Here is a 21,176-nt window from a genome sequence, read left to right as displayed (position 1 = left end):
TGGAGCTACGTCACACTGCACCCGTGCGGGTCGCGACCCACGCGTTTCCCTGCGGGAACGCTGGCCTCTGCGGGTGCGTGGTGGCTTGTCGCGCAGTTCCGCCCCCTGTGCCCTGCGGGCACGGGGGCCCCCAGCGCCCCTGAAAACCCAACCCCCAACCCGCAGGCGAGTGACGGGGGCAGCGAAACAGGGGCGCTGGGGGTCCCCCATGCCCTCTGGGCATAGGGGGCGGAACTGCGCGAACAGGCCCCACCGACCCGCAGAGACCGACGCTCCTCAAGGAAACGGCGAGGACGTCCAGGGGCGCGCCCCGCAGCCCGGGCGCGGGGGTGCGGGGCGCAGCCCGGGCGCGGGGGTGCGGGGCGCAGCCCGGGCGCGGGCAACCGCTAGAGCGCTGCGCCCAGCACCGTGCCCAGGGCGTACGTCAGCGCCGCCGCGACTCCGCCCAGCACCAGCTGTCGCAACCCGCTGAACCACCAGCTCCGCGCCGTCACCCGCGCCACCAGCGCACCCGCCGCGAAGAGGCCCAGCAGCGCCAAGAGCACCGCCGGCCACAGCGCACTCGCGCCCAGTAGGTACGGCAGCACCGGCACCAGCGCGCCGAGGGCGAACGCGCCGAAGGAGGAGACCGCCGCGACCAGCGGCGACGGCAGGTCGTCCGGGTCGATCCCCAGTTCCTCCCGCGCATGGATCTCCAGCGCCTGCTCGGGGTCCTTGGAGAGTTGCATCGCGACCTCCCGGGCGAGCCCGGGCTCCACGCCCCGCGCCACGTACAGCGCCGCCAGCTCCTCCATCTCGTCCACCGGGTGCCTGCGCAACTCGCGGCGCTCCACGTCCAGTTCCGCCTGGACCAGCTCCCGCTGGGAGGCGACCGAGGTGTACTCCCCCGCCGCCATCGAGAACGCGCCGGCCGCGAGCCCCGCGAGCCCGGTGATGACGATGGTCTGCGAGGATGCCGCACCGCCCGCAACGCCGGTCATCAGGGCGAGGTTGGAGACCAGCCCGTCCATCGCGCCGAAGACCGCCGGCCGCAGCCAGCCGCCGTTGACGTCCCGGTGCGTGTGGTTGTCGCGGTGTGCCTCGTGCAGCGTCGCTGCGGACTCGATGATGGACATGCCTCTCCCCTGGCTTCCCCGTCCGTACCCAGCGGAACTGATCGTTCCGCTCCCTCGAACACCATCGAAAATACGCGCGATGTAAGGGGCGCGCTAGCAAGGTAGGCCGTACTTACCTGGGCTGGCGCGGAGCTGTCTGAGCTCTCCCGGGTGACAGTTGGGGTGACTGGGACGCAACTCAGAATCGTCCCGCGCCGCGTGTGGCACAGATGCAGGCATCAGGCTCGCGCGCGCGAAAGGGGCCCTCCTCATGGAGCTGGTTGCATGCAGTCCCGCCGATCCGTTCGACCCCGCGCCACGGCCGTCGGCCGCCCCCGCACCGACCCTGCGCGACCGCGCCTGCGGCGCGCTCCTCGGTCTCGCGGTGGGCGACGCGCTCGGGGCGCCCGCGGAGAACCTGCGCCCCTCCGAGATCCGTCGCCGCTGGGGCCGCATCGAAGGCTTCGTCGAGGACGACCCGGCCGGTACGGACGACACCGAGTACGCCATCTTCTCCGGCCTCCTGCTCGCCCGGCACGGCTCCGCGCTGACCGTGGCGCACGTGGAGAAGGCGTGGCACCACTGGATCGCGGACCTGGACGAAGGGCCCTTCAGGGGCGCGGGCTTCAGCGAGCGCGGCACGTTGGAGAACCTCCGGCGCGGGCTCGCCGCCCCCATCTCGGCCCAGCACCGCCACGCGTGGAGCGACGGACTCGCCATGCGGGCCGCGCCGTTCGGCGTGTTCGCGGCCGGGCGCCCTCTGGAAGCGGCCCGGCTGGTGACCATCGACGGGTCCGTCAGCCACGACGGCGAGGGCATCTACGGCGGCCAGGCGGTCGCCGCGGGCGTCGCCGCCGCGATGACGGGCGCGGGGCCGGCCGGGGTGATCGGGGCCGCGCTGTCCGTGATCCCGATGGACTCCTGGACGGCGCGTTCGCTGCGCCGCGGGGTGGTCACCGCCCAGCGCACGTACCCGGACACCCTGACGATGGAGCGCGCCGTGCGGTCCTCGGTGGTCATCGGCGGCTACCCGTGGACGGACCTGGCGCCGGAGGCGGTGGGGCTGGCCTTCGGCGCGTTCGCGGCGGCCCGCGGCGACTTCCGCGCCTCGGTGCTGACCGCGGTCAACATGGGCCGGGACGCGGACACGACGGCGGCGGTCGCGGGCGCGCTGGCCGGCGCGGTCCACGGGACGGCGGCGATCCCGGAGGCATGGGCGTCGGCGATCGGGCCGGTGCGCGGCAGCTGTCTGCCGTCGATGGCCGGTCAGCACGTCCTCGACGTCGCCGACTTGCTCACCCCGGACGACGACCCGAAGGCGGCGTCGTGACCACCGGAGCGCAGGCCGGCGGCGAGGGCGCCGGACACACCGCGTCAGCCCGTACGCGTACGAGCACGAGTACGGGTGCAGGTACGAGTGCCGGCAGGGAACGGACGCTGCGCACCGCGTCCACCGCAGGAACGGTCCGCCTCCCCGAGGCCGCACCGAGGCCGACAGCGACCCCCGAGGGCGCCCGCGTCCTCATCGCCCCGTCCATCGCACCGCCCACTGACGCCTCCTCCACCACGGCCGGCCCGAACACCCGCCACCGGAACCCGCGCGGCCGGCCCGCGGTCGAGCGTCCCGTGGAGGGCCTGCTGCTCGGCCTCGCCGCGGGCGACGCCGCAGGCTGGCCCGCCGCGCGGCACCGGGCCGCCCGGATGCCCGAGTGGACCCGGCGGCTGACCCGGGAGTTGGACACCTTCGCCGAACAGAACGCGACGACCACCCTCCCCGTCCCCATCGCCCTCAACCAACCCCCCGAGCCCCTGCGCCTCGGCCCGTCCGACGACGCCGAATGGGCGGCCTTCGCGGCCGAGACGGTGCTCACCGCGGCCGGCGACCTCTTCGCGAACCTCGCGCCCGGCGAACGGCTGCGCGCCGCCGTCGACCTGGCGTGGAACGCACTCGCCGCGGAGGTCGCCGCCGCCGCGGCCCGCGCGCCCGAGGTCGAGTCGGCCGTACTGCCGCTGCGCGCCCGGATCTCCGTACGCGCCGGGCTCGGCAACCTCGCGACCGGGCTGCGCCCGCCGGCGACCGGCCACGACAACCCGCACTACTTCGACGACGCCGCGTGCGTGCGGGCCGCCGTCCTCGCGGTCGTCCACCCCGGGGACCCCGACTCCGCCGCCGCGCTCGCGGAGTTCGACGCCCGCTACACCCAGGACGGCGACGGGGTCCACGGCGCCCGTGCGATGGCCGCGGCGGTGGCCGCCGCCCTCGGCGGCGCGGGCGTGGACGACGCCGTGGACGCCGCCCTCGCCCAACTGCCGGACTCCACCGAGATCGGCCGCAACGCCCAGCACGCGGTGCGGCTCGCCCGCTCCATGGAGGGCGACTGCGGGGCGTTCGCCCTCGTACCGCTGTTGGAGCACCAGATCGTCGACCACGTCTACAGCTACGGGATCGCCGCGGCGGAGACCGTTCCGGTGGCACTCGCGGTGGTGACGGCGGCCGGCGGACGGGTCGCCGAGGCCGTGCCGACCGCGGCCTGCCTCTCCCGCGTCGCGGACTCGGCGCCCGCGCTCGCGGGGGCGCTCACCGGCGTCCTGGGCGGCGGCGGAGCGATCCCCGACACCTGGCGGCAAGCCTGCCGCACCCTCGCGGGCTGCGCCCTGCCGCGGCTCGCGGGCACGGACCTGGTCGAACTCGCCGAGCGGCTGGCACCCACGGAACCGACCACCCGAGGTGGACAATCCCGGCATGACACAAACGGCACCAATGACGCCAAGCGCCCTAACTCCACCAATTCCCCCCATCACCCCCGCGTCGCCGGGACTCGATGACCGCATCGCCGGCGCCCTGGTCGGCGCGGCCGTGGGGGACGCGCTCGGCGGCCCCGTCGAGGGGTACGCCCCCGAGCAGATCGCCGAGCGCCACGGCGGCCGGGTCCAGGGCGTCGTCGGCCCCTGGAACGGCGCCGAATGGCGCACCGCCCGCCCCATCGCGCCGTACCACAAGGGCGACGGGCACGTCACCGACGACACCCTGATGACGCACGCGCTGATCCGGGTGTACGCCACGGTCCGCGACCACCTCGACGCGTACGCCGTCGCCGACCACCTGGTCCCCGACCTGATGACCACCCCGCGCTGGATCCCCGAGCTGGAGGCGGAGGCGCTGCCGCTGCAACGGCTCTTCCTCGCGGAGAAGTGGCTGGTGGCCCGGGTGCACTACGGCCACGTCGACCCGCGCGAGGCGGGCGTGGGCAACATCGTCAACTGCGGCGCCGCGATGTACATGGCGCCCGTGGGCCTGGTGAACGCGGCCCACCCGGCCGCCGCGTACGCCGAAGCCCTGGACGTCGCCGGCGCGCACCAGTCCTCGTACGGGCGGGAGGCGGCGGGCGTCTTCGCGGCGAGCGTGGCCGCGGCCTGCGCCCCCGGCGCCACCCCGGCGTCCGTCGTGGACGCGGCGCTCGCCCTGGCGAAGGACGGCACGCGCACCGCGATCGAGGCGGTGGCCGAAGTCGCCGTACGACATACGGACTTCGAGCCCGCGCTCACCGCGCTGCGCGCGGCGGTCGCCCCCTTCGACACGGTGGGTCCGGACTACCGCGCCCCCTCGCTGGGGGCGCGGCGACCGTCGCGGCTGCACGCGATCGAGGAGCTGCCGATCGCCCTCGGCATGCTGTTGATCGGCGGCGGGGAGTACCGGCGCACGGTGCTGGGCTCCGTCAACTACGGCCGGGACTGCGACTCCATCGCCACCATGGCGGGCGCGATCGCGGGCGCCCTGCACGGCGAGTCGGCGATCCCGCAGGAGTGGTCGAAGACCGTCGCCGGGGCCAGCCGCCTGGACCTGCACGCACCGGCCCGCGAACTGGCCGCGGTCGCCCGCGAGGTCTTCGCCCGCGACCTCGACCGCCGCCGCGCCCACGAGGACCACTTCGCCCTCCTGGCGGGTGACCCCACGTGAGCACACCCGCGCCGCGGGAGCGCGCTCCGCACACACCCCCGGCCGCCGTTCCGGCCGGGGGTGGCCGCCCGCACCCGCTGACGATCCCGTCCGACGGAGTACAGGGGAGAGCGCGCGTCCCGGGCATCGCAGGCCGGGCGCGCCCTTCGCACCCCGTCCCGGCAGGAGGCCGTGCCCACCGTCGAACGCCCCGCGCCGCGCGCCGACCCGGCACGGCCACGCCACGGTGCCACTGCCCCCGCCTGAGGGCGCGTCCGATGGACCTCGCCGGGCTGACGCTCCCCGGCACCGCACCTCTCCCCGTAGCCCGTCGGGCAGGGACGGGGGACCCCGGCGTCGTCGCGCACCCCTGGCCCCCTGTGCCCCGCGGGCACGGCGGCACCCCCACCGCAGGAACCGTCCCCCCGGGTCCGTCAGCGCGGGCGGTACGGTTCCGGCCCGCCCCGACGACGTCGCGCGGAGCCGCGGGGCGCACTGGGCCGACGCCCTGGGGACCGTGCGCCTGGGTCGTACGTCCCCGGCGCACCCACGCACCGACGACGGCACCCGGTACGGCGGGGCCCTGCGAGCGGGCTCCCCGCGGAAGCGGGCCCGGGCTCCGCGGCCGGCACGCGCGGACGACGCCGTACGGCACCGCCGAACACGGCAGGCGCGGCGGGCCGCGGGCCGCAAGCCGCCGACGACGGGCCGTGCGCCCACCGCTCACGCACCTCGCGGAAGGCGTGGCGTCATGACCTCGATCGTGGCCACCGTCGCGGAGACGGGGGACGAACGGCCCGTCGTCGGGCGGGGCGATGCGCTGCGGGTGACGTGGGTGCAGCCGGAGGACCTGGTGGGGCACGAGTTGCGGCAGGCCGGGGAGGACGGGCGGGATCCGCGGGCCGTCGGCGTCGTCGCGGAGACCTGGCGGGACGCCGGTGGCGCACCCGCGCCCGCCGCGGCCGGCGCGTCGCCGAGCCCCGCCACCCCGCGGCTGCGGGCCCTCGCGGAGCGGCTGCTGGACGATTTGGCCGCCCTGCCGGGGCGCTGCGCGGACCGCGAGCCCACCGACCTGGCGGCGATCCTCGCCGCGTGCCCGGACTGGCCCGCCGCGCCCCGGTGCCGCAGCCAGGGCGTGCCGGTGGACGACGACGCGCCGGGCGCGGACGTGACGGTCGGCTCCCGGCACCTCCCCCGCCCGGCCTCCCCCGGGCACGGCCGCGTCGACGCCCTGCACGCCGCCTGGCTCGGCCGGGCCGTCGGGTGCCTGCTGGGCAAGCCGGTGGAGAAGCTGCCCCTCTCCGGGATCCGGGCGCTCGCCGCCGCGACCGGCAACTGGCCGCTGCGGACCTGGTTCACCGCCGAGGGACTGCCGGACGACCTGGCCCGCGCCCACCCGTGGAACCGCCGCTCCGCCACCACCTCGCTCGCCGAGAACATCGACGGCATGCCCGAGGACGACGACCTCAACTACCCGCTGCTCAACCTCCTGCTGCTCCAGCGGTACGGACGGGGCTTCACCACCCGCGACGTGGCCGCGCTCTGGCTGGACGAACTGCCCGCCGGCCGGACCTTCACCGCCGAGCGCATCGCGTACCGCAATCTGCTGGCCGGGGTGGAGCCCCCCGAAACGGCCCGCCACCACAACCCCTTCCGGGAGTGGATCGGCGCCGCCATCCGCGCCGACGTCCACGGCTGGACCCACCCGGGCAACCCGGGCGCCGCAGCCGCCCAGGCCCATCGGGACGCCGTCCTCACCCACACCGCGAACGGCGTGTACGCGGCGATGTTCGTCGCCGCGACGATCGCCGCGGCCGGCGGCGGCGCCGGGGTCCACCAGGCGCTGGCCACCGGTCTGACCGTGGTGCCCCCGGAATCCAGGCTCGCCGGCGCCGTCCGCCTCGGCATCGAAACGGCCCGCGCCGAAGCGGAGTTCGACGCGGTCGTGGACCGGCTCCACCGGGCGCTCGGGCACTACCACTGGGTGCACGCCGTCCCCAACGCCGCCGTGCTCGCCGCCGCGCTCACGCATGCCGACGGCGACTTCGGCGGCACCGTCTGCCGCGCCGTGTCGGGCGGCTGGGACACCGACTCCAACGGCGCCACCGCCGGCTCGATCAGCGGTCTGCTCGCCGGACACCCCGCGGGCCTCGGCGAGCGGTGGACCGGCCCGCTGAAGAACCGGCTGGCCACCTCCGTCGGCACGTTCGACGGGATCGGCTTCGACGCCCTCGCCCACCTCACCCACCAGGAGGCCCAACGCCCATGACGACGATCGTGGTGCTCGGCAGCACCAACATGGACCTCGTCGCCTACGTCGCCCACCCGCCCAAGCGCGGCGAGACGGTCACCGGACGCGCCTTCCGCACGGTCCCCGGCGGCAAGGGCGCCAACCAGGCCGTCGCCGCCGCCCGCGCGGGCGGGGACGTGGCCCTCATCGGCGCGGTCGGCGCGGACCCCTTCGGCGAGCGGCTGCGGCACGCGCTGGAGGCGTCCGGCGTCGACACCGACCTGCTGCGCACCGCGGAAGGCCCCTCCGGCACGGCGCACGTCGTGGTCGACGACGACGGCGGCAACGCGATCGTCGTCGTCCCCGGCGCCAACGGCACCGTCACCGCCCTCTCCCCCGGCGACGAGACCCTGATCGCCGCGGCCGACCTGCTCCTGCTCCAACTCGAACTCCCGCTCAGCGCCGTGCTCGACGGCGCCGCCGCGGCCCGCCGCCACGGCGTACGGACCGTGCTCACGCCCGCGCCCGTCCAGCCGCTGCCGCCCGAACTGCTCGCCGTCACCGACCTGCTGGTGCCCAACGAGCACGAGGCGGCGCGGCTCACCGGCGTCGCCGACCCCCGCGCCGCAGCACGGGCGCTGCTGCGCCAGGTGCCCGAGGTCGTCATCACCCTGGGCGCGGCGGGCTGCCTGCACGCCCGCCGGGACGGCGAGCCGATCGCCGTGCCGGCGCCACGGGTGACCGCCGTGGACACCACCGGCGCGGGCGACACCTTCACCGGCGCGCTGGCCGTGGCGCTCGGCGAGGGGCGGCCCGTGCGCGAAGCCCTGCGCTGGGCGTCCTGCGCCGCCGCGCTCTGCGTCCAGCGCGAGGGCGCGTCCACCTCCATGCCGTACCGCCCGGAGATCGACGCGGCCTGCGCCCCGACCCCCGCCCCGGAGGACGACCCCCGATGACGCCCACGCCGCCCACGCCCCCCGCCCCGCACGCCCCGCACGCTCCCCTGCGCGACCTGCGCGTACTGGACCTCGCAACGCTCTTCGCCGGCCCCCTCGCCGCAACGATGCTCGGTGACTTCGGCGCCGAGGTGATCAAGGTCGAGCACCCCGAGCGCCCCGACCCCTCCCGGGGCCACGGCCCCGCCAAGGACGGCGTCGGCCTGTGGTGGAAGCTGCTCGGCCGCAACAAGCGCACCATCACGCTCGACCTGTCCTCCCCCGGCGGCCGGGACGCCCTGCTGAAGCTGGCCGCCACCGCGGACGTCGTCATCGAGAACTTCCGCCCCGGGACGCTGGAGCGCTGGGGCCTGGGCTGGGACGAACTCAGCCGGGCGAACCCCCGGCTCGTCCTGACCCGGGTCACCGGCTTCGGGCAGTTCGGCCCGTACTCCCACCGCCCCTGCTTCGGCACCCTCGCCGAGGCCATGAGCGGCTTCGCCGCCGCCACCGGCGAGCCCGACGGCCCGCCGACGCTGCCCCCCTTCGGCCTCGCCGACTCGATCGCGGCCCTCGCGACCTCCTACGCCGTGCTCACCGCGCTCACCGCCCGCGCCACCACCGGGCGCGGCCAGGTCGTCGACATGGCGATCATCGAACCGATCCTCACCGTCCTGGGCCCCCAACCCCTCTGGTACGACCAGCTCGGCTACGTCCAGCCGCGCCTGGGCAACCGCTCCCGCAACAACGCCCCCCGCAACACCTACCGCACCGCGGACGGCTGCTGGGTCGCCGTCTCCACCTCGGCGCAGTCCGTCGCCGAACGCGTGCTGCGGCTCGTCGGCCGCGCCGACCTCGTCGACGAGTCCTGGTTCGCCAGCGGCACCGGGCGCGCGGAGCACGCCGACGAACTCGACGCCGCGGTCGGCGGCTGGATCGCCCGCCGCCCCCGGTCCGAGGTGCTGGCCGCCTTCGAGAAGGCGGAGGCCGCGATCGCGCCCGTCTACGACGTACGGGACGTGCTGGACGACCCCCAATACCGCGCGCTGGACACCGTCACCGAGGTCGACGACCCGGAGCTGGGCCCGATCCGGATGCAGAACGTCCTCTTCCGGCTCTCGGAGACCCCCGGCGCCATCCGCTGGGCCGGCCGCCCCCACGGCGCCGACACCGAGGCCGTCCTCACCGAGCTGGGCATGAGCCCCGACGAGATCACCGCACTCCGCACCCAGGGCGCGCTATGAACATCTCCCTCACCTATCTCTACGCCCCGGGCGACCGCCCCGAGGTCGTGCGCAAGGCGATCGACTCCGGCGCGGACGTCGTGATCGTCGACCTGGAGGACGCGGTCGCCCCCGACCGCAAGAAATACGCCCTCGCCGCGACCGTCGAACTCCTCACCGACCCGCAGCCGCTGCCCGTCCACGTCCGCATCAACTCCCCCCGCTCGCCCGAAGAGATCGAGACCCTGACCGGACTGCCCGGCCTGGCTGCCCTCCGTGTTCCCAAGGTGACACACGGCACTGACATTCCCCCCGTCGCCGCCCTCGCGCCCGGCGTCCCGCTCTATCCGCTGCTCGAATCCGCGCTGGCGATCGAGCACGCGTACGCCATCGCCAGCGCGCACCCGGCCGTCCGCGGCATCGGCATCGGCGAGGCGGACCTCCGCGCCGACCTCGGCGTGCGCGGCGGCGCGGGGTTGGACTGGCCGCGCACCCGGATCGTGGTCGCCGCGCGGGCGGCGGGCCTGGCGCCGCCGGTGCAGTCCGTCTTCCCGGACATCCGCGACCTGGACGGCCTGTACGCGTCCTGCACGCACGGCCGGGCCCTCGGCTTCGTGGGCCGCGCGGCGATCCACCCGCGCCAGCTCCCGGTCATCGAGCGCGCCTTCCGCCCGACGCCGGAGGAGATCGCGGCGGCGGTGGAGGTGGTGCGGGCGGCGGCGCGGGCGGAAGGGGCGCAGGCGTTGCCGGACGGCCGCTTCGTGGACGCGGCGATCGTCGCGACGGCGGAACGCGTCCTATCCCTGGCCCGCCGAGTGGCTCCCTGACGTGAGCGGCCTCTGGGGCGGGGTGCCGCTTCCCCACGGGAGCACTCCCGCCTGCGGCTGATCGGGCCCTGGCCACCCCCGCCGTTGCCCTGCGGGAGCGTTGATCCCCGCGGCCCGGTGGGGGCTGTTCGCGCAGTTCCCCGCGCCCCTAGACCCCCCGTTCGTCTGCGGACCGTGGGTGGCTTGTCGCGCAGTTCCGCCCCCCCCTATGCCCAGAGGGCATGGGGGGGGACCCCCAGCACCCCTAAACCCCCACCCCGGCACGCAGGCGAGTGGCGGGGGCAGCGAATCAGGGGCGCGGGGAACTGCGCGAGCACCATCCACGGTCCGCAGGGGACCAACGTGCCCGCAGGGAAACGGCGAAGGTGTCTAGATAGCCTCGCGCCCCCGTACCCGCAAGGGCACAGGGGCGCGAAAACGGCGCGGACGAGCCTTCGTGAGCGCAGGGCTACTTCGGGGCTTCCGTTGGGGTCGGGGAACCCGGGGATTTTGCCGGGGCCTCGGGCTTGGGGTCCGTGTCACCGTCCGCGTCAGCGGACTGCGCGGGGTCCGGGGTCTCCAGGGACTCCTGGGCCCCCTGGGACTTGGCGTCCGGCTCCACGATCTCCTCGCGGCCCGGCCGCACCCGCGACGAGATCACGATGTACGCCACCGCCAGCACGAACACCACGATCGCGGTCCAGACGTTCAACCGCAGGCCCAGGACCTCGTGCGCCTCGTCCACCCGCATGTACTCGATCCAGCCGCGACCCGCGCAGTAGCCCGCCACGTACAGGGCGAAGGCCCGCCCGTGGCCCAGCTTGAAGCGACGGTCCGCCCAGATGACCAGGACCGCGACGCCGATGCACCACAGGGACTCGTACAGGAACGTCGGGTGGTAGAGGCCGGCCTCGCGGTTCGTCCCCTCGCTGATCTTCAGCGCCCACGGCAGGTCAGTCGGCTTGCCGTACAGCTCCTGGTTGAACCAGTTGCCCCAGCGGCCGATCGCCTGCGCGAAGGCGATGCCCGGCGCGAGCGCGTCGGCGTAGGCCGGCAGCGGGATGCCGCGGCGGCGGCAGCCGATCCAGGCGCCGACCGCACCGAGGGAGATCGCGCCCCAGATCCCGAGGCCGCCCTCCCAGATCTTGAAGGCGTCGACCCAGTTCTTGCCCTCGCTGAAGTACAGCTGGTAGTCGGTGACGACGTGGTACAGCCGGCCGCCGACGAGGCCGAAGGGCACGGCCCAGACGGCGATGTCGGCCACCGTGCCGGCTTTGCCGCCGCGGGCGATCCAGCGCTTGTTGCCGTACCAGACGGCCACGAAGACGCCGATGATGATGCACAGTGCGTAGCCGCGCAGCGGCAGCGGTCCGAGGTGGATCGCGCCGGACGACGGGCTGGGAATGTAGGCAAGGTCCATGGCAGGTCCGACGCTACCTTGCTTAGCAGTGGGAGCGACAACCTCCCCCGGCAACTTCTGCATAACTCTGCGCACACGAAGGCCCCGTGCGCGCCCGGGCGAGCCGGTGGAGAACCGGCGTACGACCCGGGCGGGGCACGGGGCCGACACGCTCCGCGAGCGCGTCCTTACGAGGTCGCGGGCCCGGGCTCGGAAGACCGCCCGGTGTCGGTCCCGGCGCCCGATTCGCTACCGCCCGGCTCCGCGCTCCCGGTCTCCTTGCCGGGCTCCTTGCCCTTGTTCGCCTCGGTGACCCACTTCTTCAGGTTCTCCGGGGAGATCTGCTTGCCGTCCTTCGTCGGGAAGATCGACTCGCCGTTGAGCAGCACCGTCGGGGTGCCCTGGAAGCGGCCCTCGGCGAACGCCTCGTTCGACTTCGCGACCCAGGAGTCGTGCGTGCCGTCCTGGACGCAGCTGCGGAAGCCGGGGGTGTCCAGGCCGTCGACCTTCTTCGCCAGGTCGAGCAGCTTGTCGTTGTCCGCGAAGGCGTCGTCCGGCTCCGGCGGCTGGTTCCGGTACAGGACGTCGTGGTACGGGGCGAACTTGCCGACGTCCTGGGCGCAGGCCACCGCATTGGCCGCGCGCAGCGAGCCGCTGCCGCCCATGTTCCCGTCGATGATCGTCGCGAAGTGGTACTCGACCTTGAGGTCGCCGGACTTCTCCAGGTCCTGGACGGCGTCCCGCATCACGTTCTCGAACTGGGCGCAGACGGGGCAGCGGAAGTCCTCCCACACCGTGAGCGTGGAGGGCGCGTCGGTCGCGCCGACGCGGATGGCAAGCTGCTCCTTGCCCTCCGCCCCGGCGGGGGCCAGCAGCGGTCCGGCGGTGTTGTTCCCGCTCTTGCCGCCCTTGTCGCCCTTGTCGGCGTTGGCCGCGACCACGCCGACCACGGCGGCCAGCCCGAGGACGCCCACCACGCCCGCGGACACCACCAGCAGGCGCCGCCTCTTCTCCTGGGCCTTCTCCCGCTCGCGCTCCTGCTGCATCCGCTCGCGCACGGTCCTCTTGGGTTCCTGATTCTTCTCGCTCACACCCCGCAAACGAACCGGGGAGGCGCACCCGCGCCTCCCCGGTCCCAGATCCACCCGTACGAGCGATCCGTACGAGAAGCGTCCGTTTCAGCCCGCGCGCACGCCCTCGGCGAGCTCGGCGGCCAGCTTCCGGACGCCCGCGGTGCCGGCCGCGGCGTCCGGCGCGTCGAGGATCCGCTGGACGAACGCGGAGCCGACGATCACGCCGTCCGCGAAGGCGGCGACCTGACGGGCCTGGGTGGCGTCGGAGACCCCGAGGCCGACGCAGACCGGCAGGTCGGTGGTGGCCCGGGTGCGCCGCACCAGGTCCTCCGCCTGGGCGCCCACGGACTCGCGGGTGCCGGTGACGCCCATCAGCGACGCCGCGTAGACGAAGCCGGAGCCGGCCTCGGCGATCCGGGCGATGCGGGCGTCCTTGCTGCTGGGTGCGACGACGAAGACGGTCGCCAGACCGTGCTTGTCGGCGTGCTCGCGCCAGAGGTCGGACTCCTCGACGGGCAGGTCCGGCAGGATGCAGCCGGCGCCGCCCGCCTCGGCCAGCTCGGCGGTGAACCGGGCAACGCCGTAGCGGTCGATCGGGTTCCAGTACGTCATCACCAGCACGGGCTTGCCGGTGGCGGCGTGCGCCTCGCGGACCGTGCGCATCACGTCCGCGATCCGCACCCCGCCGCGCAGGGCGATGTCGTCGGCGGTCTGGATGACGGGCCCGTCCAGGACGGGGTCGCTGTGCGGCAGCCCCACCTCGACGACGTCGGCGCCGCCGTCGAAGACGGCCTTGACCGCCTCGATGCCGCCGTCCACGGTCGGGAACCCGGCCGGGAGGTAGGCGATCAGGGCGGCCCGGCCCTCGGCCTTGGCCGCGGCCAGCGTCTCGCTGAGCAGCGTCGCGTTCCCGCTCACTGGGCGTCCTCCCCGTCGTACAGCCCGAAGTAGCGGGCGGCGGTGTCCATGTCCTTGTCGCCGCGGCCGGACAGGTTGACCACGAGCAGGCCCTCCGGGCCCAGCTCCCGGCCGACCTCCAGGGCGCCGGCGAGCGCGTGCGCGGACTCGATCGCCGGGATGATGCCCTCGGTGCGCGACAGCAGCCGCAGCGCCTGCATCGCCTGGTCGTCGGTGACGGGGCGGTACTCGGCCCGCCCGATGTCCTTGAGGTACGAGTGCTCGGGGCCGATGCCCGGGTAGTCGAGCCCGGCGGAGATCGAGTACGGCTCGGTGATCTGGCCCTCGTCGTCCTGGAGGACGTACGAGCGCGAGCCGTGCAGGATGCCGGGCTCGCCCACGGTCAGCGTCGCCGCGTGCTCGCCGCTGTCCACGCCGTGGCCCGCGGCCTCGCAACCGATCAACCGGACGGAGGCGTCCGGCACGAAGGGGTGGAAGAGCCCGATGGCGTTCGAGCCGCCGCCGACGCAGGCCACGGCCGCGTCCGGGAGGCGACCCACGCGCTCCAGGATCTGGCGGCGCGCCTCGACGCCGATGACGCGGTGGAAGTCGCGGACCATCGCCGGGAAGGGGTGGGGGCCCGCGACCGTGCCGAAGAGGTAGTGGGTGCGGTCGACGTTGGCGACCCAGTCGCGGAACGCCTCGTTGATGGCGTCCTTGAGGGTCCTGCTCCCGGAGGAGACCGGGACGACCTCGGCGCCGAGCATCCGCATCCGGGCGACGTTCAGCGCCTGGCGCTGGGTGTCGACCTCGCCCATGTAGATGGTGCACTCCAGGCCGAAGAGGGCGCACGCGGTGGCGGTGGCCACGCCGTGCTGGCCGGCGCCCGTCTCCGCGATCACCCGCGTCTTGCCCATGCGCTTGGTGAGCAGCGCCTGCCCCAGCACGTTGTTGATCTTGTGGGACCCGGTGTGGTTCAGGTCCTCCCGCTTGAGGAAGATCCGCGCCCCGCCGGCGTGCTCGGCGAACCGGGTCACCTCCGTCAGCGGGCTCGGGCGGCCGGTGTAGTGGACGAGGAGGTCACCGAGTTCGGCCGCGAAGGCGGGGTCGGCCTTCGCCTTCTCGTACTCGACGGCGACCTCGTCGACGGCGGCGACCAGGGCTTCGGGGATGAACTTCCCGCCGAAGGCGCCGAAGTAGCCCGCGGCGCTCGGGACCTGGCCTTCCGGGTCCGGGATGAAGAAGTCAGAGGACATCCGACGTACTCCTTGGGGGCACGTGCCCCCGCTCAAGGGTGGATGGATCGATGGGCCGGTACGACCGCCGGCAGCGCCGACGGCGCCCCGAAGGGGCCGCGGGCGTGCGGGTACGGCGAACGGCCGGGCAGCGGCCCGGGGCGCTGGGGGGTCCCACCGTGCCCGCAGGGCACAGGGGCCGGATGCGGTCGTCTCAGCCGACCGCGCGGACGGCGGCCGTAGGCCATCGCATCCCGTTGACCTGGCCCGGCTCGGAGCCGATCACATAGCGCACCCTGCGCCCGTGCACCCGCCGTGCCGGCGCGCGGCAGCCCCGGGGACGGCAGCCGCGCGCGAGGCGGGCGTACGCGTCACCGGAGGCCGGCGCGGGAGGGCGGGCGAGGGACACGGGCTTCCCTAGTTCCGGCCGTGGCGCAGCGCGGGGTGCGCGCCGGCGGCGACGAGGTCGGCGACGGCCGTCTTGGGGTCGCGGCCGGTCACCAGGGACTCGCCGACGAGGACGGCGTCCGCGCCGGCGTTGGCGTACGCGATCAGGTCGTGCGGCCCGCGGACGCCGGACTCGGCGACCTTGACGATGCTCGCCGGGATCTCGGGGGCGACCCGCTCGAAGGTGGTGCGGTCGACCTTGAGGGTCTTCAGGTCGCGGGCGTTCACGCCGATGATCCGGGCGCCGGCGTCGACGGCGCGGTCCACCTCGTCCTCGTCGTGGACCTCGACGAGCGGGGTCAGACCGATGGACTCGGCGCGCTCGATCAGGGAGACCAGGGCCTCCTGCTCCAGCGCGGCCACGATCAGCAGCACGAGGTCGGCGCCGTAGGCACGGGCCTCCCAGAGCTGGTACGAGGTGACGATGAAGTCCTTGCGCAGCACCGGGACGTCGACCCGGGCGCGCACCGCCTCCAGGTCGGCCAGCGAGCCACCGAAGCGGCGCTCCTCCGTGAGGACGGAGATCGCGGCGGCGCCGCCCGCCGCGTAGTCGGCGGCGAGTCCGGCGGGGTCGGCGATCGCGGCCAGCGCGCCCTTCGACGGGCTGGAGCGCTTGACCTCGCAGATCACGGTGACGCCCTCGCCGCGCAGCGCTGCGGCGCCGTCCTTCGCGGCGGGCGCCTTGGCCGCGCGCTCCTTGAGCTCGTCGAGGCTGACCCGCGCCTGCCGCTCTGCGAGGTCGGCGCGGACGCCTTCGATGATCTCGTCGAGCACACTCACGCGAGCGGCCCCCTTCCGGGATGGTGATGATGGTCAGGGATCAACCACCTCGATGGTATCCGCAGGACGGCCCGGACTTCGCATCCGGTGGTCCGCCGTCCCACTGACTGGGACCGTGGGGGACCCCCCGTGCCCTCAGGGCACAGGTGGGGGTCCCCCCCACGCCCTCTGGGCGTAGGGGGAGGAACCGCGCGACGAGCCATCCACCGGGCTGCGGTCGCCAAGCCCGCTTGGCCATCACGGCGCTACTGCGCCCGTCAAGGCAACGGCATCGCCCCCACCGTCGGTGGCGGGCGCGGCGGTCACGGGGCCAGCGCGGAGCCGAAGGGCAGGTTCCGTACGACGCTGAAGACGAGCACGGCCGCGCCCGCCAGCCACCACCACAGGGGCCGGACGGTGACCTTCCAGGTGGCGCCGGGGGTGCCCCGGACCACCTGGACCAGCCACAGCGTCCACAGCACGGCGAAGACGCCGTAGCCGACGACGGCGACCGCGTTCGCCCCGAAGGCGGTCGCCAGGTCACCGTGGACGAAGGCGTGGGCGCTGCGCAGCCCGCCGCAGCCGGGGCAGTAGATGCCGGTGACGGCCAGCAGCGGGCAGGTCGGATAGTGACCGGATTCGTTCGGGTCGACGGCGCCGACGTACGCGAAGGCGGCGCCGACGGCGGCGAGGGTGGCCAGTGGCACGACCAGCCGCCGCGCGAGGGGCGCGGGCCGGGGAGCGGCGGCGGTCACGGGGGGTGTCGAAGGCGCTGGGGGCACGGTCGGAGGGGGCACCGTGCGATTCTCCCCGCTCGTGCGAAAAGGCGCAGCCCGGCGGTGCCGGTCTGCGCCTCGCGTCGTACGGCCGCGGTCGACCGCGGCCCCGGAGCGGGTGGTCAGATGGTGGACTGGGCGGCCACGCGCTCGGCGACCACACGGCCGGCCTGCTCACGGGCCTGCTTGCGCTCGGCGGACTCCTTCTGGGCGCCCATGCCGGCGGCCTTCATGCCGTAGCCGACGACACCGCCGACGAGCGTGATCGCGATGCCGCCCCAGAACCCGAGGGGGTTCGCCGCGACCATGAAGACACCGGCGACGCAGAAGCCGATGAAGGAGATGGTGACGCCGGTCCAGGCGGCCGGGGTGTGTCCGTGTCCGTGGGCGCTGCCCGCCATGAGTTGCTCCTCGTTGCTGAGTGCGCGCTGACGCGCGGGGTACTGCGAACGCGGCGGCGGTCCGTCGCGCTCCGGGGGGGGTCGTCAGACCCTTCCGTCCTCCATTGTCCCGTACTCCATCCGTGGTCGGGAGGCAGGGTGACGCGTCTGACAGTTCCGGCGGTCAGGTGCCCCGGGCGGGGTCGTCGGTGGGGTCCTCGCCGCGGTCGAGGGCCTTCCACACGTCCTCGGGGCGGTCCGGGTCGACCTTGGGCGCCTTGCGGGGCCGGGGCGTGCCGTCGCGCTCGTAGCGGCCGGACATCGCGGGCCAGAGCTTGCCGTACCGGAGCGCCAGCAGCCCGGCGAGCAGGATCAGCAGGCTGGCCGCGGCCGTCACGTACGGCCAGGGCGTGTGCGTCACCCCGGAGACGGCGGCGGCGGTGTCGCTGGTGTACTTGGCCGCCTGCTCTTCGAGCGCGTCGGAGTCGCCGGCGCCGACGAGGGCGGCGACGGTCGCGCCCGCGCCGCTGAGCGCCAGCAGCCCGGAGACCACCAGTCGGCCCTTGCGGCCCACGGCGAAGACGGCGACGAGGGCGGCGAGGCCGACGATGGCGAGGGCGGTGGGCACACCGGTGACCTCACCGCCGTCGACGTCCACCGGCAGGGTCCCGCCGGGGACCGTGGCACCGCCCTCGGCCCACGTCTGGCCGGCGGCGAGCAGGACGACGGTGGCGCCGGCGGCACCGAGGAAGAGGGCTGCGCCGAGGGTCCGCCGGCCGGTGTCCGCGTTCTTCGCGGCAGTTGCGGCCTGGGAGTGAGCCCCGGCGCGGGGCTGGGGTACGGGAACAGCGCTCACGCACCCCACTATCCCTTACGCGCCCGCGGCCTCCGCAGCCGCCCTCCGGCCGTCGTCGTTCCCGCTGGTCGTCGCCGCGGCGGCGAGACGGTTGGCGGTGTGCACGGCCCGGAGCACCGCGGCGGCCTTGTTGCGGCACTCGGTGTCCTCGGCGACGGGGTCGGAGTCCGCCACCACGCCCGCGCCGGCCTGGACGTACGCCGTGCCGTCGCGCAGCAGGGCGGTGCGGATGGCGATCGCGGTGTCCGAGTCCCCGGCGAAGTCCAGATAGCCGACGCAGCCGCCGTACAGCCCGCGCCGGGAGGGCTCCAGCTCGTCGATGATCTGCATCGCGCGGGGCTTGGGCGCCCCGGAGAGGGTGCCGGCGGGGAAGCAGGCCGTGAGCACGTCGAAGGCGGTGCGGCCGGCGGCGACCTCGCCGGTGACCGTGGAGACGATGTGCATCACGTGCGAGTAGCGCTCGATCGACATGAAGTCGACGACCTCGACGGTGCCGGGCTCGCAGACCCGGCCCAGGTCGTTGCGGCCGAGGTCGACGAGCATCAGGTGCTCGGCGCGCTCCTTGGGGTCGGCCAGCAGCTCCTCGGCGAGGTCGTGGTCCTCCTGCGGGGTGGCGCCGCGCGGCCGGGTCCCGGCGATGGGGTGCAGCAGGGCGCGCCCGTCCTCGACCTTGACGAGCGCTTCGGGGCTGGAGCCCACCACGTCGAAGGTGCCGCCGTCACAGTCCGGGAAGCGGAACAGGTACATGTACGGGCTGGGGTTGGTCGCCCGCAGCACCCGGTAGACGTCCAGGGCGCTCGCCGCGCACGACGTCTCGAACCGCTGGGAGGGCACGACCTGGAACGCCTCGCCGGCGCGGATGCGCTCCTTCACGTCCTCCACGGCGTCCTGGTACTCCGGGCCGCCCCACCGCGCGGTGAAGGGGGGCAGCTCGGACGGCGGCAGCGCGACCGGCGCGGACGCCAGCGGGCGGGCCAGGTCGCGCTCCATCGCGTCGAGCCGGGCGACGGCGTCCGCGTACGCCTCGTCGACGCCGGTGTCCAGGTCGTTGTGGTTGATCGCGTTGGCGATCAGCTGGACGGTGCCGTCCCAGTGGTCCAGCACGGCGAGGTCCGAGGTGAGCAGCATCGTCAGCTCGGGCAGCTTCAGGTCGTCTCGCTCGCCGGGGCCGATCTTCTCCAGCCGGCGCACCACGTCGTAGCCGAGGTAGCCGACCATGCCGCCGGTGAAGGGCGGCATGCCGGCGTCCAGGTCTCCCGTGGGGGTACCTCCCGCGCCGCCAGGTGTAGGGGGAGTGTGCAGGGTCTCGACCGTGGCGCGCAGCGCGGCGAGCGGGTCGCCGTGCGCGGGGACCCCGACGGGCGGGGTGCCCAGCCAGTGGGCCTGGCCGTCCCGCTCGGTGAGCGTGCTGGCGCTGCGCACCCCGACGAAGGAGTACCGCGACCACGACCGTCCGTTCTCGGCGGACTCCAGCAGGAAGGTGCCGGGCCGCTCGGCGGCGAGCTTGCGGTAGAGCGCGACGGGGGTGTCCCCGTCGGCGAGCAGCCGACGGCTGACGGGGATGACGCGGCGGTCCGCGGCGAGCTTGCGGAAGGTGTCGAGGTCCATTGTCATGGGGCCGGACCCTACTTTCCGGGCTCTTCGACGGGCAGGACGAGGGGCCCTACGTCCAGCACGTCCGCGTCGAAGCAGGTGCGGTCGCCGGTGTGGCAGGCGGCACCGACCTGGTCGACCTTGACGAGCACGGTGTCCGCGTCGCAGTCGAGGGCGACGGACTTCACGTGCTGGACGTGCCCGGAGGTGTCCCCCTTCACCCAGTACTCCTGCCGGCTGCGGGACCAGTAGGTGGCGCGTCCGGTGGTGAGGGTGCGGTGCAGGGCCTCGTCGTCCATCCAGCCGAGCATGAGCACCTCTCCGGTGTCGTACTGCTGGGCGATGGCGGGCACGAGCCCGTCGGCGCTGCGCCGGAGGCGGGCGGCGACCGCGGGGTCGAGGGAGCTTTCGGGGACGCGGCTGGTCATGCGGCCATTGTGCCGCGTCGGGTGCGGCGGGCGGACGGCCCGTCCACGGGCCGGACCCGGTGCGCTCCCCACCGCGGGGCCACTGGGCGCAGGCGGTCCGCCCGCCGTACGCTGGCGGACATGTCGACCCATGCGAAGCGTGAACGGCTCATCCTCGCCGACCTCCTCGAAGGCGTCGGCCCCGATGCGCCGACCCTGTGCGACGGCTGGCGGACCAGGGACCTCGCGGCCCACGTGGTGGTGCGCGAGCGTCGCCCGGACGCGGCCGGCGGCATCCTGATCGGGGCGCTCAAGGGCCGGCTGGCGCGGGTCCAGGAGGAGTTCGCGGCGAAGCCGTACGAAGAACTGATCCAGCTGATCCGCACCGGGCCGCCGCGGATGTCGCCGTACGGCATCAAGCAGGTGGACGAAGCGGCGAACACGGTCGAGTTCTACGTGCACGCGGAGGACGTCCGCCGGGCGCAGCCCGACTGGACCCCGCGCCCGCTGGACCGGGTGTTCGAGGACGCGCTGTGGGCACGGCTGGAGAAGGCAGCGCGACTGCTGGGCCGCAAGTCGCCGGCGGGCCTGGTGCTGCGCCGCCCCGACGGCCAGACGGTGGTGGCGCACCGGGGCACGCCCGTGGTGACGGTGACGGGCTCGCCGGGCGAGCTGACGATGTTCGCCTTCGGCCGCCAGGGGGTTGCGCAGGTGGACACGGAGGGCGAGCAGACCGCGATCACGAAGGTCCGCGACTCGTCTCTGGGCATCCCGCTGTAGCCCCGGCGCCGGGGCGGGCCGCGTTGCCCCCTGCGGGCCGCCTGTGGTTCCCGCGCAGTTCCGCCCCCCATGCCCAGAGGGGATGGGGGGACCCCCAGCGCCCCTGGACACCCCCGCCGTTTCCCTGCGGGAACATTGGTTTCCGCGGCCCGGTGGCTGGCTTGTCGCGCAGTTCCGCCCCCTATGCCCAGAGGGCATGGGGGGACCCCCAGCGCCCCTGAAGGCCCACGCCCTGCGGGCGTAGGGAGGTCCACGCTTCCCGCAGTTGAACGACGGCGGAAGCACAACAGGGGCGCGGGGAACTGCGCGACCAGCCACAGACCGGCCGCACACGACCACCGGTGGTCAG

20 protein-coding genes are annotated in these 21,176 nt (G+C 74.7%); 8 read left to right on the top strand and 12 right to left on the bottom strand.

Annotated features, from left to right (window positions below; translation table 11 throughout):
* Window positions 1-386: 386 nt before the first annotated feature.
* Entirely contained in the window at window positions 387-1,115 is a 729-nt protein-coding gene (locus AB0E05_RS06970; protein WP_361960037.1) for a VIT1/CCC1 transporter family protein, read from the bottom strand.
* A 250-nt stretch (window positions 1,116-1,365) separates the two neighbouring features.
* Between AB0E05_RS06970 and AB0E05_RS06965 the strand changes: the two genes are divergently transcribed.
* The 7 genes from AB0E05_RS06965 to AB0E05_RS06935 all read left to right on the top strand — a co-directional run bounded on the left by AB0E05_RS06965 (window position 1,366) and on the right by AB0E05_RS06935 (window position 10,246).
* The gene (locus tag AB0E05_RS06965; protein WP_361960034.1) at window positions 1,366-2,424 is read left to right on the top strand and encodes an ADP-ribosylglycohydrolase family protein; all 1,059 of its coding nucleotides are present in this window, start codon (window positions 1,366-1,368) and stop codon (window positions 2,422-2,424) included.
* Window positions 2,421-3,920, top strand: a complete 1,500-nt coding sequence (locus tag AB0E05_RS06960; protein WP_361960031.1) for an ADP-ribosylglycohydrolase family protein — start codon at window positions 2,421-2,423, stop codon at window positions 3,918-3,920. Before AB0E05_RS06965 ends, AB0E05_RS06960 begins: the two co-directional genes overlap by 4 nt.
* Window positions 3,856-5,052, top strand: coding sequence for an ADP-ribosylglycohydrolase family protein (locus AB0E05_RS06955; protein WP_361960028.1), 1,197 nt, complete (start codon window positions 3,856-3,858; stop codon window positions 5,050-5,052). Before AB0E05_RS06960 ends, AB0E05_RS06955 begins: the two co-directional genes overlap by 65 nt.
* A gap of 730 nt (window positions 5,053-5,782) precedes the next feature.
* A complete protein-coding gene (locus AB0E05_RS06950; RefSeq protein WP_361960025.1) occupies window positions 5,783-7,300 on the top strand; it encodes an ADP-ribosylglycohydrolase family protein in 1,518 nt (505 codons plus the stop codon).
* Window positions 7,297-8,217: a ribokinase gene (rbsK, locus tag AB0E05_RS06945; RefSeq protein ID WP_361960022.1), complete on the top strand. Its 921-nt coding sequence runs from the start codon at window positions 7,297-7,299 to the stop codon at window positions 8,215-8,217. Before AB0E05_RS06950 ends, rbsK begins: the two co-directional genes overlap by 4 nt.
* Window positions 8,214-9,440, top strand: coding sequence for a CoA transferase (locus AB0E05_RS06940; protein ID WP_361960019.1), 1,227 nt, complete (start codon window positions 8,214-8,216; stop codon window positions 9,438-9,440). The genes rbsK and AB0E05_RS06940 overlap by 4 nt, the downstream gene beginning before the upstream one ends.
* Window positions 9,437-10,246 carry a CoA ester lyase gene (locus AB0E05_RS06935; protein ID WP_361960016.1) on the top strand — a complete coding sequence of 270 codons (810 nt, stop codon included), beginning with the start codon at window positions 9,437-9,439 and terminating at the stop codon, window positions 10,244-10,246. Before AB0E05_RS06940 ends, AB0E05_RS06935 begins: the two co-directional genes overlap by 4 nt.
* A gap of 448 nt (window positions 10,247-10,694) precedes the next feature.
* Here AB0E05_RS06935 and lgt read toward each other — a convergent pair whose 3' ends face one another.
* The 11 genes from lgt to hisI all read right to left on the bottom strand — a co-directional run bounded on the left by lgt (window position 10,695) and on the right by hisI (window position 20,068).
* Window positions 10,695-11,645 (bottom strand): prolipoprotein diacylglyceryl transferase, encoded by a 951-nt coding sequence (lgt, locus tag AB0E05_RS06930; RefSeq protein WP_361960013.1) that lies wholly within the window; start codon window positions 11,643-11,645, stop codon window positions 10,695-10,697.
* A 167-nt stretch (window positions 11,646-11,812) separates the two neighbouring features.
* A complete protein-coding gene (locus AB0E05_RS06925) occupies window positions 11,813-12,715 on the bottom strand; it encodes a thioredoxin domain-containing protein (RefSeq protein ID WP_361960010.1) in 903 nt (300 codons plus the stop codon).
* A gap of 87 nt (window positions 12,716-12,802) precedes the next feature.
* Entirely contained in the window at window positions 12,803-13,615 is an 813-nt protein-coding gene (gene trpA, locus AB0E05_RS06920) for a tryptophan synthase subunit alpha (protein WP_361960007.1), read from the bottom strand.
* Window positions 13,612-14,850 carry a tryptophan synthase subunit beta gene (gene trpB, locus AB0E05_RS06915; RefSeq protein ID WP_361960004.1) on the bottom strand — a complete coding sequence of 413 codons (1,239 nt, stop codon included), beginning with the start codon at window positions 14,848-14,850 and terminating at the stop codon, window positions 13,612-13,614. Before trpB ends, trpA begins: the two co-directional genes overlap by 4 nt.
* A 193-nt stretch (window positions 14,851-15,043) precedes the next feature.
* Window positions 15,044-15,238 (bottom strand): hypothetical protein, encoded by a 195-nt coding sequence (locus AB0E05_RS06910; protein WP_361960001.1) that lies wholly within the window; start codon window positions 15,236-15,238, stop codon window positions 15,044-15,046.
* A gap of 8 nt (window positions 15,239-15,246) precedes the next feature.
* Complete coding sequence (trpC, locus tag AB0E05_RS06905; protein ID WP_361959998.1) at window positions 15,247-16,056, bottom strand: indole-3-glycerol phosphate synthase TrpC; 810 nt, start codon at window positions 16,054-16,056, stop codon at window positions 15,247-15,249.
* Window positions 16,057-16,358: 302 nt separating this feature from the next.
* Complete coding sequence (locus tag AB0E05_RS06900) at window positions 16,359-16,790, bottom strand: DUF2752 domain-containing protein (RefSeq protein ID WP_361959995.1); 432 nt, start codon at window positions 16,788-16,790, stop codon at window positions 16,359-16,361.
* 143 nt (window positions 16,791-16,933) lie between these two features.
* Window positions 16,934-17,212, bottom strand: a complete 279-nt coding sequence (locus AB0E05_RS06895; protein ID WP_361959992.1) for an HGxxPAAW family protein — start codon at window positions 17,210-17,212, stop codon at window positions 16,934-16,936.
* A gap of 163 nt (window positions 17,213-17,375) precedes the next feature.
* On the bottom strand, window positions 17,376-18,056 hold the full coding sequence (locus AB0E05_RS06890) for a TIGR02234 family membrane protein (protein ID WP_361959989.1): 681 nt from the start codon (window positions 18,054-18,056) through the stop codon (window positions 17,376-17,378).
* Between the two features lie 6 nt (window positions 18,057-18,062).
* A complete protein-coding gene (locus AB0E05_RS06885) occupies window positions 18,063-19,655 on the bottom strand; it encodes an anthranilate synthase component I (protein WP_361960556.1) in 1,593 nt (530 codons plus the stop codon).
* 17 nt (window positions 19,656-19,672) lie between these two features.
* Window positions 19,673-20,068 carry a phosphoribosyl-AMP cyclohydrolase gene (gene hisI / locus AB0E05_RS06880; protein ID WP_361959986.1) on the bottom strand — a complete coding sequence of 132 codons (396 nt, stop codon included), beginning with the start codon at window positions 20,066-20,068 and terminating at the stop codon, window positions 19,673-19,675.
* Window positions 20,069-20,188: 120 nt separating this feature from the next.
* Here hisI and AB0E05_RS06875 point away from each other — a divergent pair, with 120 nt between their 5' ends.
* Entirely contained in the window at window positions 20,189-20,827 is a 639-nt protein-coding gene (locus AB0E05_RS06875) for a TIGR03085 family metal-binding protein (RefSeq protein ID WP_361959983.1), read from the top strand.
* The last annotated feature ends 349 nt before the right edge of the window (window positions 20,828-21,176 follow it).

Source organism: Streptomyces sp. NPDC048057 (genome assembly GCF_040653095.1).
Taxonomy (GTDB): domain Bacteria; phylum Actinomycetota; class Actinomycetes; order Streptomycetales; family Streptomycetaceae; genus Streptomyces.
The sequence above is the reverse complement of the archived record's forward strand: the minus strand, read 5'-3'. Positions and strand labels throughout refer to the sequence as shown.